The 12,779-nt window shown below is 73.8% G+C and carries 12 protein-coding genes; 2 read left to right on the top strand and 10 right to left on the bottom strand.

What is annotated here, in order from left to right:
- Nucleotide 1: 1 nt before the first annotated feature.
- From IEZ10_RS15615 to IEZ10_RS15590, 6 genes are all read right to left on the bottom strand, one after another.
- The gene (locus tag IEZ10_RS15615) at nt 2-832 is read right to left on the bottom strand and encodes a glycosyltransferase family 2 protein (RefSeq protein ID WP_189247229.1); all 831 of its coding nucleotides are present in this window, start codon (nt 830-832) and stop codon (nt 2-4) included.
- A 134-nt stretch (nt 833-966) separates the two neighbouring features.
- A complete protein-coding gene (locus IEZ10_RS15610; protein ID WP_308426276.1) occupies nt 967-2,154 on the bottom strand; it encodes a GNAT family N-acetyltransferase in 1,188 nt (395 codons plus the stop codon).
- An 11-nt stretch (nt 2,155-2,165) separates the two neighbouring features.
- Entirely contained in the window at nt 2,166-2,537 is a 372-nt protein-coding gene (locus IEZ10_RS15605; RefSeq protein WP_189247227.1) for a hypothetical protein, read from the bottom strand.
- A 158-nt stretch (nt 2,538-2,695) separates the two neighbouring features.
- Nucleotides 2,696-4,441, bottom strand: a complete 1,746-nt coding sequence (locus IEZ10_RS15600) for a sigma factor-like helix-turn-helix DNA-binding protein (RefSeq protein ID WP_189247226.1) — start codon at nt 4,439-4,441, stop codon at nt 2,696-2,698.
- A 207-nt stretch (nt 4,442-4,648) separates the two neighbouring features.
- Nucleotides 4,649-6,424: a substrate-binding domain-containing protein gene (locus tag IEZ10_RS15595; RefSeq protein WP_229811304.1), complete on the bottom strand. Its 1,776-nt coding sequence runs from the start codon at nt 6,422-6,424 to the stop codon at nt 4,649-4,651.
- Between the two features lie 403 nt (nt 6,425-6,827).
- Entirely contained in the window at nt 6,828-7,508 is a 681-nt protein-coding gene (locus IEZ10_RS15590) for a cation efflux transmembrane domain-containing protein (RefSeq protein WP_189247225.1), read from the bottom strand.
- Nucleotides 7,509-7,624: 116 nt separating this feature from the next.
- On the opposite strand from IEZ10_RS15590, the gene IEZ10_RS15585 reads away from it, so the two are divergent.
- The gene (locus tag IEZ10_RS15585) at nt 7,625-8,440 is read left to right on the top strand and encodes a TrmH family RNA methyltransferase (RefSeq protein WP_189247224.1); all 816 of its coding nucleotides are present in this window, start codon (nt 7,625-7,627) and stop codon (nt 8,438-8,440) included.
- Nucleotides 8,441-8,503: 63 nt separating this feature from the next.
- On the opposite strand, the gene IEZ10_RS15580 is transcribed toward IEZ10_RS15585, so the two are convergent.
- Together IEZ10_RS15580 and IEZ10_RS15575 are read right to left on the bottom strand one after the other, a co-directional pair.
- Complete coding sequence (locus IEZ10_RS15580; protein ID WP_189247223.1) at nt 8,504-8,788, bottom strand: hypothetical protein; 285 nt, start codon at nt 8,786-8,788, stop codon at nt 8,504-8,506.
- A gap of 204 nt (nt 8,789-8,992) precedes the next feature.
- Nucleotides 8,993-10,099, bottom strand: coding sequence for an NADH:flavin oxidoreductase/NADH oxidase (locus IEZ10_RS15575; protein ID WP_189247222.1), 1,107 nt, complete (start codon nt 10,097-10,099; stop codon nt 8,993-8,995).
- A 168-nt stretch (nt 10,100-10,267) separates the two neighbouring features.
- Between IEZ10_RS15575 and IEZ10_RS15570 the strand changes: the two genes are divergently transcribed.
- Nucleotides 10,268-10,633 (top strand): ArsR/SmtB family transcription factor, encoded by a 366-nt coding sequence (locus IEZ10_RS15570; RefSeq protein WP_189247221.1) that lies wholly within the window; start codon nt 10,268-10,270, stop codon nt 10,631-10,633.
- A gap of 65 nt (nt 10,634-10,698) precedes the next feature.
- Here IEZ10_RS15570 and IEZ10_RS15565 read toward each other — a convergent pair whose 3' ends face one another.
- Both IEZ10_RS15565 and IEZ10_RS15560 read right to left on the bottom strand, forming a co-directional pair.
- Nucleotides 10,699-11,730: a D-alanyl-D-alanine carboxypeptidase family protein gene (locus IEZ10_RS15565; protein WP_189247220.1), complete on the bottom strand. Its 1,032-nt coding sequence runs from the start codon at nt 11,728-11,730 to the stop codon at nt 10,699-10,701.
- 224 nt (nt 11,731-11,954) lie between these two features.
- Nucleotides 11,955-12,497 (bottom strand): DedA family protein, encoded by a 543-nt coding sequence (locus tag IEZ10_RS15560; protein WP_189247219.1) that lies wholly within the window; start codon nt 12,495-12,497, stop codon nt 11,955-11,957.
- Nucleotides 12,498-12,779: the final 282 nt, after the last annotated feature.

Raw genomic sequence — 12,779 nt, 5'->3', positions numbered from 1 at the left:
GTTATGCCGCGCCCTGGTCCGCCGCGGGGGTGGTCGCGGGCTCCGGCAGTGCGGCGGCCGGGCGCCGGTAGCGCTCGCGCAGGATGGTGCGCAGCACACGCAGGCCGTCGCGGACGACGTGCAGGTTGCTCTGGCCGTGGATCCGGCACCGCTCGTGGCTGGGAACCTCCTGGATGCGCAGCCCGGCCTTGGCGGCGCGGATGTTCATCAGCGTCTCGACCTCGAAACCCTCGCAGTCGAGGTCGAGGGCCGGCAGGTGCCGGGCCCAGAAGGCGTTGTAGCCGTAGCACAGGTCGGTGTAGCGGGTGCCGTAGAACCAGTTCACCAGCGTGGTCAGGACCGTGTTGCCGAACCGGCGGCTGAAGGTCAGGTCGTCGCTGCCGCCGCCGGCGGCGTAGCGCGACCCCTTGACGAAGTCGGCGCCGGTGACCAGGGCGCCCACGAACTGGATGATCTCGCGGCCGTCGGTGGAGCCGTCGGCGTCGATCATCACGATGATGTCGCCGGTGCACGCGGCGAAGCCCGCCGAGAGCGCGTCGCCCTTGCCCTTGCCGCGTTGGGTGACGACCTTCACGTTGGGACGCAGCCGCCGGGCCACGGCGACGGTGTCGTCCACCGAGTTGCCGTCCACCAGGACGATCTCGTCGATCCACTGAGGCAGCGTGGCGAAGACGTGCGGGAGGTTCTCCGCCTCGTTCATCGCGGGCACGACGACGCTGACGGTCGGGGAGACGGCCACGTGCGGGGTGATGGGGGTGAAGCGCTCGATGGGCGGCACCGAGCGCAGCACGCCGAGCTGCTTGGAGTTCTGTCTGACGGTGTCAGGGTTCATGATGACGGATGTTCCTTTGGTCCTTCCGCCCGCTCGCCCTCACTCGGGAAATGAGAACGGCGCGACTTCGATAGAGGGAGCCTTGCGTTGGGGACAGGGACAGGGACTGGAGGGGAGAAAAGGGGCCGGGAGGTTCAGCGCGTCCGCGACGACTCCTGGGCGGGCCGTTCCGGCGCGGTGGACCGCTCCGGTGCGGCGGATCGTTCCGGCGCGGCGGGCTGCGACGCGGGGCCGGCATCCCGCGGGGCGGGGCGTGACTGGAGGCTCGACCGCGCCCGGCCGTAGCCCTTGAGCACCCGGTCGGCCGCACGGAACAGCGTGGGGTTCTCCACCACGACGGCGCGGAGCCGGTTCACCGGCACCCGGCGCAGCCACTGGGCGGCGGCGACGGGGGACGGCCGCGAGACGCGCGCCTCGGCGACCATGACGGAGCCGGTCTTGAGCCAGTCCTTGTACTCGCGCCCGCCCTTGCCCATGTCCACCTGCTCAAGGCCCGCCGCGGCGGCGTGCTCGGCCATGTGCAGGTGGTGCATGATCCCGGGCGAGTACCGCGCGTACTCGGGGTCGTAGGCGGGGAACCACCCGACGAGGGTGGTCTCCGTACGGAGGCCGAAGTGCCCGGCGACGGGAGTGTCACCGGCGTAGAGCATCGTCAGGACGCCGGCGAAGCCGGCCGACGGCCGGGCGTGCAGCTCCTCGACGAGCCGGACGATCCACGGCTGGGCGAAACGGTCCACGCGGCCGGTCCGCCGGTACTGGTCGGACTTCCAGGCGAGCAGCGTGCGCAGCGTCGCGGGGTCGGCGGAGTCGTACTCGAAGCGGATCTCGCCCTGCTCGCGGCCGAGCTTGCGCTCCTTGTAGCGGACCGTCTTGTAGTTCTTGGCGGACTGGGCGCGCACCTGCTCGATGTAGGCGTCGAAGCCGCCGCGGAGATCCATGAGCGGGGCCGGCCGCACGTCCGTCTCGTACGGGGCGAACGTCGGCTGGCCCGGGACCAGGTACTCGAACTCGAGGGCCGAGATCCCGCAGCCCCGCAGGAGCTCGCGGGAGTCGAGCCGCAGACCCGGTACGGAGATCAGCCCGTGGCAGGTGGTCAGGAAGCCGCCCAGCGGCCTGCCGACGCCCAGGCCGTGCCGCTCGTAGGGGAAGAAACCGGCGACGGTCCCGCCGTCCTCGATCACGGCGACCCGCACGTAGTCGCGCAGCCGGCCCATGGCCTGGGTGAACTCCACCGACAGGAAGGGATTGTCGAGGCTGGGAGAGGTTTTCTGGAGCTCGCGCCACCGTGACGCCTCGGACTCCCCGAGATCCCTCGGACTCACGACGGTGATCTTCACTTCGACCCGGCCCCCTGTTCGGTCTGCAAGCGTGCGTTCTTCGGCTGCAGCAGGCGTAGTACGTAGATGAAGCCGCTGAGCACCGCGATCGTCGCCACTCCGGCGCGAGGCGACCATGCGTCAAGGATCAGCATCGAGGTGGCAAGGGAAACGTTCATGACCAGACTTGCCGCTACCCCAGTCGATATTGCCGCAAGAGAGTCACGATCACGCAACAGTCCTACCACGGCGACCCCGGGTGTGAGCAAAATGAACAAACCCGTCAATACCGGACGCAGCGGGGTGTCGAACCCCGCCAGCGCGATCACCGCGCCCGCGGCGCAGGCCGGCACCAGGATCCACCTGAGCACCACGCGGTGACCCGGCATCTCCTGGCTCCCCGATCCGATCTCGTCTTCGCACGGTTGATCGCAACTTCATGTGACCAACCACTTCACTGCACGTCAATGCCGACGCCTGGCAGAGGTGCCTGGTTTACCGGATCGCAAAAGGAAGTGCCGAATCGAGTCGGCGGAAGGTCACGAGGTCAGGTCGCCTCCGGCGCCGACGGGTCGTCCGCGGAGGTGGCCGCCGAGGGGTCGGACGAGGGGACGGGCAGCGGGTCGCCCGGCGGGTCTTCCTCCTCCTGACCAGGAGCTTCCCAAGAAAGGGCACAGCCGAGGGTGCGGCCCGCGGCCCTGATGGAGACCCGGCCGGAGCCGCTCTCGCTCGGATCGGCGGCTGTGACCCATATCACAGCCCTTCCGCCGGTCGCCAACCGGCCCGAGGCGGGGCTGACGTCCAGCCCGCCCGAGGCGGACGCCGACCACGACAGCGCGCCTCCGCTCGCCGTCAGGAGAACCCGCCCCGCGCCCCTGCCGAGGTCCGCCGGGCACGAGACGGCCGGCCGCCCGGCCGCCGGGGTCGCGGAGGCGCGGCGGGAGGGGCTGCGCCGGGGAGCGGGCCGCGGCGGGGCCGGCCGGGCCGGGCCGGCGGCCCGCGAGGGGGTGGGGACGGCCGGGGCGGACGTCCTGGACCCGCCGGCCCCGTCCGCTCCACCGTCCTCCCCGTCCTCCCCGTCCCCGGTCGGCTCCGGGGCCGCCGGCGCGGTCTCCCCGGCGTCCGCCGGGTCATCGGGCACCGGCTCGGAGGGGTCCGTCTCCGGTCCCGGCTCCAGGGAGATCACGGCGGGCTCCCCGGCGGGCGCGGCGCCACGCGCCGGGCCGCCGGCGAAGCCGCCCCCGGTGACGGCCACCATCGCCCCGGTCGCGGCCAGCACACACGCCGCCGCCACGACCGCCGGCTTCGCCCCCCGCGGGGCACGCCGCGCGGCCCCGCCCGCGGCCTCGCGTCCCCGGCCCGCGGTCTCGCTCGCCCGGCCCGCCTTCGCGCGCCGCGCCCCCGCCGTACGGCGCCGCCCCCCGCGCTCCCCGGCGGACACCGGGAACCCCGACCGGTCGAAGCGGCCGACCGGCAGGGCCGCGGCGGCCCGGGCGTCGCGCAGCTCCGGGTTCACGCAGGTCGCAACGACCCGGCGGCGCAGGGACAGCGGCGCGAAGGCCGCCGGCACCAGGTCGAGCAGCCGCTCGGCCGCGACGTGCCGGCCGCGCCGCTCCACGCAGACCTCGCACCGGCCGATGTGGCTCGACAGGCGCCTGCGCAGCGCGACCGGCAGCGGGCCCTCCAGGGAGTCCACCATGGCCGACAGGTCCGGGCAGTGCGCCCGGCCGACCTTGGCCAGCACCACCGCGGCGGCGGTGTTCTCCAGGTGGTCGCGGGCGCGGGCGAGGCGGGCGCCGGCCTGCCGGGAGCTCAGGCCCAGCACGGCGCCGGCCTCCGCCGCGCCGAGGCCGTGCCGGACCGCCAGCAGCAGCGCCTCGCGCTCCTGCCCGCCCAGCTCGGCCAGGGTCTCGTGCACCAGGAGGGCCAGCTCCCGCTCACCCGGGTCGTCGGGGAGGTCGCCGGGGTCCAGCACCGCGGTGCGGGCCGGCTCCCGCGGGGTCCGGGACCGCTCCGCGCACTCCACCCGGGTCAGCGCGTACAGCCATGGGCGCAGCCGTCCCGGTTCGCGCAGCAGGCCCACCCGCTCCCGGGCGGTGACCAGGGCGTCGTGCACGGCGCCGGCCGCGTCGCCGGCCGCGCCGTCACGGTCGCCCAGCAGCGAGCGGGCGTAGTCGTAGAGACGTTCGGCATAGGAGTCGTAGAGGCGTGCCGCCGCAGTCGCGTCGGCACGCCGGAGCTCCTCCACCAGTCGCTGATCGTCGGTGCGGCCCACGGCCGGCCATCCGGGCACGTACATTCCTCCCCGCGGGACGGGCTCGTTCGTTCACGGGCCACGCCCGAGACCCCATACGCGTAGGAGACGCCACCCCCGGGCGGCGGGTTGTCCTGATCGCCCCATCCCATGCCGACACGGCATGAACTGGTAAAACTGTGATTGATGGGGCTGTTGTGAATGCCCCGCGACGCCCGTCGCGGGGGCCGTTCACGACCGGAGGGCTCAGCAGTCCGGCAGGCAGGTGCGGCGCCGCATGCCCTCCAGAAAGAACGTGCGGACCTGGAGGATGTCCTTGGCGATGAACGCCTCGCCGCCGGTGGCCTTGGCCAGCGCGTCCATCCGGGCCTTGCCCCGGGCGGCGTCCGGCCCGAAGGCGATGAGCAGGATGCTGACCGGCTTGTCCGGGTCGTAGGCCCCGCGCAGGTACTTCAGGATCTCCGCGTCGGACAGGCCGCCGGGGTCGTCGTTGCCCGCGCCGTCGGTCAGCACCAGAATCGTGTTGATCTTGTCGCTCCGGTACTCCTCGGTCATCTGCTCGTAGGCGGCCCGGAGCGTGTCGTTCAGCCCGGTGTCGCCGGTGGGCACGGCCCGGACCGCCGAGAGCCTCCGCGCCAGCAGGTCCTTGCGGAGCACGCCGTCGACGCGCTCGGCCAGCGGGCCGACCGGGACCGTCTTCCGGAAGTCCACCCCCGGGCCGTCGAGGTCCGTGGAGAACTCCCAGACGCCGATCTCGCTCTTGGGCGGGAACAGCCGCATGCCCTCGACGGCGATCCTGGAGATCACCTCCATCCGGTCGCGCCCGGTGCCGGGGACCGGCAGGGCCATCGTGCCGGAGACGTCCACCAGCGCCAGCAGCCGCGTGCCGAGGTTCAGCCGCGACCACGACCGCGTCATCCGCGCGATCTCCGCGGGGCCGGGCGTCTCCAGCCGCCGGGGCGCCTCGGCCCTGAAACCGCCGGCGGCGGACAGCGCCGCGCCGGCCGTACCGTCCGGGGTGCGGAAACCCTGGCCGTGCAGCACCTCGCGGGCCGCCTCGGTGCCGAACTCGGCGGCGAACGCCGCCGCCGCCCGGCGCACGGCCGGGTCGTCGCCGGTGACCACCATCGGGTAGTCCAGGTCGAGGGTCCCCTCGGCCGGGTAGAGCGGCACGACCGGGACCTCGGGCCCGCCCACCGCGCCGAACGCCCACACGGCCTGCTCCGAGGCGACGCCCACGGGGGCGCGGCTGCCCTTGACGCCGAGGCTCGACAGCAGCGCCTCCGGGTCGCGGACCGCGGAGCCGGACAGCGTCTTCAGCGCGCCGGCGAGCTGCTCCTGGCTCGCCCCGGCCGCCGTGGCCGCCCCGGAGGCGGCCAGGAGCGCGCCCAGCCCGGCCGCGTTGGCCGCGGGGTCGAGCGCGAGCACCCGCACCTTGCGGCCGGGCCCCTCGACGTTGGCGACGTTCGCGGCGTCGACCACGCCGCGCCAGCTCACCTCGCCGAGGTTCTTCCGCAGGTCGCCGACCACGGCCTCGGACGCCGCCAGGACGACGGGGGAGCGGGCGAGCGACGCGCCGGGGGCCGGCACGCCGGGGTTCCGCTCCCGCAGCCCGGTCACCCACAGCGACGAGTCGGGGATCCACACGTCCATCGCGCCCGGCGTGCCGGCGCCGTCCTCCAGCGCGGAGGCCACGGTCGCCGGCGTCTCCTTCGTCACCGCGACCTTGACGCAGCGGCCGCCGACGTCGTGCCGGGCCCTGGTGAAGCGCTCGGCGATCCGGGACACGGCCGGCGCGATGTCCGGCGAGGCGGTGACGCGCACCGCGACCTGCCCCCCGGTGCACCCCCGGTCCCGGTTGACGACCACGAAGGCGGCTACACCCAGCAGTACGGCCAGCGCGACCGCGCCGGCCAGCGGGGCGAGCACCATGCCGGGCCGGGTACGGCGCCGCCTGGCCGGCCGGGGAGAGGGGGAGAGGTTGCCGTCGTCGAGTTCATCCGTCCGGTGGCGTCCGCCCACGATGCCCTCTCAGGGGTTCGAAGTCCGATGCTGGGGCACGCCACGCCGATCCGCCCCGGCGGCCGCGCCGGGCCCGTCCTTCTCGGGGAAGCCGCCGTCCGGCGGCGTCCGCGCGGGCGGCCTCGCCACGCCGGGAGACCCGCCGCGCCGACCCGCCGGTACGGCGGGCACGGCGTGCGGAACGCGCCTTGGCCGGTCACCTTATAGGCAGATGTCCTGCAATGTGCAGGGAACTGTACTGGGAATGACCGGTGCGGCGAAACACCACTCGTGGTGCGGAGATCACAGCGTGTGCCGGGATGAGGCCTTCGCGGGCTTTCCCGGCTCTCGGGGCTCATGCCGGATCCCCGGCACCTGCGCCGACCCCGGAGAGCATCGCGGGTCCCGGGCCCCTCCCGGGTCCTCAGTGGTGGCAGCAGGCGTGCCCACGCCAGGCCCGGCGGCCCTCGCGCACGGCGACCGCCGCCAGCAGCGTCGCCACGGCGGGATCGGCCCACCACCAGCCGGCCTCGTTCAGCGCCAGCCCCGCGAGCACCCCGGCGGCCAGCGCGGCGCACAGCAGGTTCTGGGTGCCCTCGCCCGAGGTGGCCGCCGAGCCCAGCCGCGCGCCGAGCCGCCGCTTGGCCAGCCCGAGCAGCGGCATGCTCACCAGGCTGACCGACGTCACCACCACGCCCAGCAGGCTGGGCGTGGCCCGGTGCCCCGCCTCCAGGTCGTGCGCCACATGGAGCACCAGGTAGGGGGCGAGCACCCAGAAGCTGACCGCCACCGCCCTGCGCGCCTTGACCTCGGCGTCCGCCGAGCGGGTGCGCGCCCCGGTGAACCGCCAGACGACGATGAGGCTGGCCGCCGCCTCCACCAGCGACGACACCCCCCAGCCGATCAGCGCCAGCGAGTGGGAGCCCAGCCCGGCGGCCAGGCCGAGCACACTCTCGACGCCCAGCCACGCCAGGGTCGCCAGCGACAGGAGCCGGGCCCGCCGGGCGTCGCGCAGCCACCCGTCTCCCGCCACCGGCTGTGACAGCACGACCTGGTCGGTCACGACGCCCCCGATCTCCGCGACGAAGCTCCCAGCAACATACATGTCACGGAGCGTCACGGGGGCGCGTACGCGAGGCTCCCGCCGGAACGCGGCGCGGCCCGCTCCTGGGGGACGGACCGCCGGGTGGCGGCGCGGAGCCGTCGTGGCAGTATGCGAGGGTGATTGACGCCTCCGATCCCCGACTGGCCGACTACGCCAACCTGCGCGACGTCGAGCTGCGCAAGAGCCTGGAGGCCCGGCACGGCCTCTTCGTCGCCGAGGGGGAGAAGGTGATCCGCCGGGCCGTCGCCGCGGGCTACCCGGTGCGCTCGGTGCTGCTGACCCGCCGCTGGGTCGCCTCCCTCTCCGACGTGCTGGAGGGCCTCGGCGACCGGGTCCACGTGGTGGACGACGCCGTCATGGAGGAGGTCACCGGCTTCCCGGTGCACCGGGGCGCGCTGGCGGCCATGGAACGCAGGGAGCTGCCCTCCGTGGCCGGGGTCCTGGGCGGCCCGTCCGCCGAAGGGCCCCGCCGGGTCGTCGTCCTGGAGGACCTCGTCGACCACGGCAACGTCGGCGCGATCTTCCGGTGCGCCGCCGCGCTCGGCGTCGAGGCGGTGATCCTGTCGCCCCGCTGCGCCGACCCGCTCTACCGCAGGTCGGTGAAGGTCTCGATGGGGGCGGTGTTCGCGGTGCCGTACGCGCGGATGACCGACTGGTACGGCGGGCTGGCGGAGCTGCGCGCGGCCGGGTTCCGCACCCTGGCGCTGACCCCCGACCAGTCGGCCACGCCCATGGACCGGGCCGTCATGACCGAGCGGGTGGCGCTCCTGCTGGGCTCGGAGGGCGACGGGCTCTCCTCACGCTGGCTGCGCGAGGCCGACGAACCGGTCTGCATCCCGATGAGCCCGCGGGCGATGGACCTGGGCGTCGACTCCCTCAACGTGGTCGCCGCGGCCGCCATCGCCTGCCACGGCCTGATGCGCGGGCGCTGAGCCCCCGGGGTGAAGGACCGTCCGTACGGCGGTCCGGGCGGGCCGCCGTACGGATGAACGCGGTCACCAGGACCAGCCACCCCAATCGTTCCAGTTGTTCCACCGGTTCCAGCGCCAGCCGCCGTCCCAGTTGTTCCACCGGTGCCAGCGGTGCCAGCGGTGGCAGCGGTAGCAGGGGTGGTACTGCGAGCCGGCGGTCTGTGTCGTGGCCGCCGCGGCCTGCGAGACGGTCTGCGGCGCCGACGCCGGCGTCACCGTGGCTCCCGCCGGGCCGGCGAGCAGGGTGCCGGCCAGCAGGCCCGCCCCCACGGCGCCGGCGACGGCCGGAGCAGTGATCTTCGTCCTCATGCGACCCTCCGGGTGAAAGTGAGGACAGGATTCGTCCTCGGGGTTCCCTGAGGAACAACACTGCCGGACAGGGATCGACCATTAAACCGCAAAGGACCTATGCTTCGGCAAAGGCCATAGGGTGCGCATAAATAAGAAATAAATAAGCGTAAGGCGTTATTTGAATATTAATGCGCTTATATCTGGAATATAGGGAACTGTGGGTCAGACCGCCCGGTGGTACTGGTCCGGCCAGCGGGGCTCGGCCCCGAGCCCGCGGAGTTCGCGAGCGGCGAGGTTCGGCCAGTACGGCGTGCGCAGCAGCTCCCGGCCGAGCAGTACGGCGTCGGCCTGGCCGGAGGCGATGATCTCCTCCGCCTGCCGGGGTTCGGTGATCTCCCCGACGGCCGCCACGGGTAGGTCCGTCTCGGCCTTCACCCGGGCGGCGAACGGCACCTGGTAACCGGGGCCGGTCGGGATGCGCGCCCCGGGGGCGTTGCCGCCGGTCGAGGTGTCCAGCAGGTCGACGCCGTGGGAGAGCAGCTCCTTGGCCAGCCGTACGGTGTCGTCGGCGGTCCAGCCCTCGCGGCCGTCCTCGGGGTTCTCGGTCAGCCAGTCGGTCGCCGAGACGCGGAAGAGGACCGGCAGTTCCTCCGGCCACACCGCGCGCACGGCGTCCACGACCTCCAGGGCGAACCGGGTGCGGCCCTCGAAGGAGCCGCCGTAGGCGTCGGTGCGGCGGTTGGTGTGCGGCGACAGGAACTCGTTGATCAGGTAGCCGTGCGCGCCGTGCACCTCCGCCACCTGGAAGCCGGCGGTCAGCGCCCGCCGGGCCGCGGCGGCGAATCCCTCGACGAGCCGCCCGATCTCCTCGACGCTCAGCTCCTCCGGGGCCGGGTGGTGGTCGGTGAAGGGCAGCGGGCTCGGCGCGACGGGCTGCCAGCCGTACCGGTCGGGGCCGAGTGGGCCGCCGCCGTGCCAGGTGGCGTCGGTGGACGCCTTGCGGCCGGCGTGCGCGAGCTGGATGCCGGGAACGGTCCCGTGCTCCTTCAGGAAGCGGGTGATGCGGGCGAACCCCTCCACCTGGCGGTCGTTCCAGATGCCGAGGTCGAAGGGGGAGATGCGGCCCTCGGGTGTGACGGCCGTGGCCTCGGTGATGATCAGGCCGGTCCCGCCCACCGCCCGGGCGGCGAGGTGCGAGAAGTGCCAGTCGTGCGGAACGCCCTGCTCGGGGCCCTCGGCCTCCGCCGAGTACTGGCACATCGGCGCCATCCAGACGCGGTTGGGGATCGTCAGTCCCCGCAGGGTGAGGGGTTCGAACAGCGCGCTCACGGCCTTGCTCCTTCGTCGTCGTGCGGGGTCGTCCCGCTCCGGGCACTCCGTGCCGGGAGCGGGGGTCTCGCCGTCCGGGCACCCTTGTACGATAAACCTCGTAGTACGAGGTATGTCAAACTACGATGATTCTCGTACAATCGGGTGATCCCGAGGGAAGGAGTCGTCATGCGGGTCACGTCCGACAGGGCTCTCGATCACCCCCGCCGCGAGGACATCCGGCTGGAGGCCGTGTTGCACGCGCTGTCCGACCCGATGCGGCTGCGGGTGGTGGCCTTCCTGTCCGGGGTGGACGATGAGGGCGCCCCGTGCTCGGCGATCGACCTGGTGGTCAGCAAGTCGACCAGCACCCACCACTTCCGGGTGCTCCGCGAGGCCGGGGTGATCAGCCAGGTCTACCGCGGCACCGCGAAGATGAACGCGCTGCGCCGCCGCGACCTCGACGAGCTCTTCCCCGGCCTGCTCGACGCCGTGCTGCGCGCCCGCGCCGCGCAGCGCCGCCGCGAGGGCGACGCCGAACCCGTGCCCTTCTGAGACCCGCGCGGACGCGCCCTCAGACGCCGAACCCGTGCCCTTCTGAGACCCGCGCGGACGCGCCCTCAGAGGTTCCGGACGGTCCCGGCGCCCACGTCCGGCGGCTCCGCGGCCTGCCCGGCCGCCCAGTCCAGCAGCCGGTCGGCGCTCCTGAACCGCCGGTCGGAGCTCGACTCGCCCAGGACGACGCCGATCAGCAGGCGGCCGTCGCGGTCGGCGGCGAACGACAGGCAGTACCCGGCGGCCCGGGTGTAGCCGGTCTTGACGCCCAGCGCCCCAGGGGTCTTGCCGAGCAGTTTGTTGCTGTTGGTCCAGGTGTGCGCCCGGTGCAGCTTCGACGCCCGCACGACGTGGCGCCTGGTGGAGGCGATGGTCCGCAGCACCGGGTCGTTCAGCGCCACCCGGGCCAGCTTGGCCTGGTCGATGGCGGTGGAGTAGCCGCCGCCCGGCTCGGGCAGTCCGTCGGGGTTGGCGTAGCGGGTCAGCGACAGGCCGAGGGCGCGCGCGGCGGCGTTCATCCTGGCCGTGAAACGGGTGGCGCCCGGCCCGTAGACGCGGGCCAGGGCGTGGGAGGCGTCCGCCCCCGAGGGGAGCATCACGCCGTAGAGCAGGTCCCTGACGGTCAGGCGCTCACCGGCCCGCAGCCCCGCCGAGGTCGCGTCGTTGGCCCGCGCGTGCCGCACGTCCGAGGCGTCGATCCTGACGACGGTGTCGAGGCTCGCCTGCCGCAGCACGACATAGGCGGTCATGACCTTGGTCAGGCTGGCGACCGGCAGCCGCCTGCCCGCCTGCTTGCCGAAGTAGGCCGTCCCGGTGGCCGCGTCGAAGAGGTAGGCGGCCTTCCCGGTGACCGCCGGCGCGGTGCGGCCGGCGACCGGCCGGGCCGCCGCGCCCGCGAGCCCGTCCGCCCCGGTGGGCAGGGCCGGTACGGCGGAGCCCGCCGTACCGGGGACGCCGGTGACCGCCGGCGCGGCGTGGCCGGCCCGCGCGGCGGCGGGCGCCGGGTGGGCGTGGGCGGGCGCGGACAGGCCGGTGCCGAAGACGGCAAGGGCGGCAAGGGCGGCGCACGCGCCGAGGCGGATTCCCCCGATCTGCATGGGATCATGGTGACAGAACCGGCCTCCGGCACACGACCCTTGACCGTTTTCCGGGTGAGACGTCTTCCCGGCGGCCTCCCGCGGGCCCGGTGTCCCCCGGCGTTCTCCCCACGGGGTCCGGCGTTCTCCCGGCAGGCCCCGGCGTTCTCCCCGCAGGGTCCCGGTGTTCTCCCGGCGGGGTCCCGGTGGCCTTTCCCGCGGGGCTCCCTGACCGGGCGGCGGCCTCAGGCGGTGGTCAGGGTGTCCTCGGGACGCCGCTCGGCCTCGCGGCGACGGCGACGGCGGCGCCGCAGGACGAGGACGGCGACGGCGGCGACGACCACGACCGCGACCCCGGCCGCCAGCGCGGGCGACCGCGCGGCCAGCCGGAGCCAGCCCCAGATCATCGAGTACAGGCCGAAGGACGTCACCGGCACCCAGGTCAGGCAGCCGAGCGCGCTGGCCACGACGTACCAGGGGTAGGAGATCCGCAGCACCCCGGCGGTCCAGGGCAGCGTGTGCCGCAGCCCGGGGACCCAGAAGCAGCCGTAGACGGCGAGCGCCCCCCATCTCCGGACGGCGTTCTCCACCCGGCGGATGTTGTCCTGGCCGAGCCTGCGGCCCAGCCGGGAGGCGTAGAGCCGGGAGCCGAGACGGTGGCCCACCCAGTAGTAGACCTGGAACACCCCGAACAGCCCGATGCCGCCGAGGACGACCCACAGCCACAGCGGCAGGCCCCACAGCGCCGCGGAGGTGGGGTCGGGGACGCCCGCCGCCGGAGATCGCACCGGTGAACACCGCCTCGCGCTTGAATCGCCGGCACATGCCGGATGTGTCGGATATTAGGTCAGGCTTACCTGTTCGATACTACGGACCCACTGCAAGCGGGCGTCAAGCAGAGATCAACCGTCGAGGCGTACACCTGACACGAAGAGGGGAAGGTGTGCGGTCATGGGTCCGCGGAGCGGATGGGTCACGGTGCTGGCGAGCGGAACCGCGAGCGTCACGAGACTGCTGGTGGCGAGCCTCGCCTTCGCCGGGGCATACGCGGGCACGACCGTGGAGCACGC

The organism is Streptosporangium pseudovulgare, assembly GCF_014648055.1.
Taxonomy (GTDB): Bacteria; Actinomycetota; Actinomycetes; order Streptosporangiales; family Streptosporangiaceae; genus Streptosporangium; species Streptosporangium pseudovulgare.
This window is presented reverse-complemented; position numbering and strand designations above follow the sequence as displayed.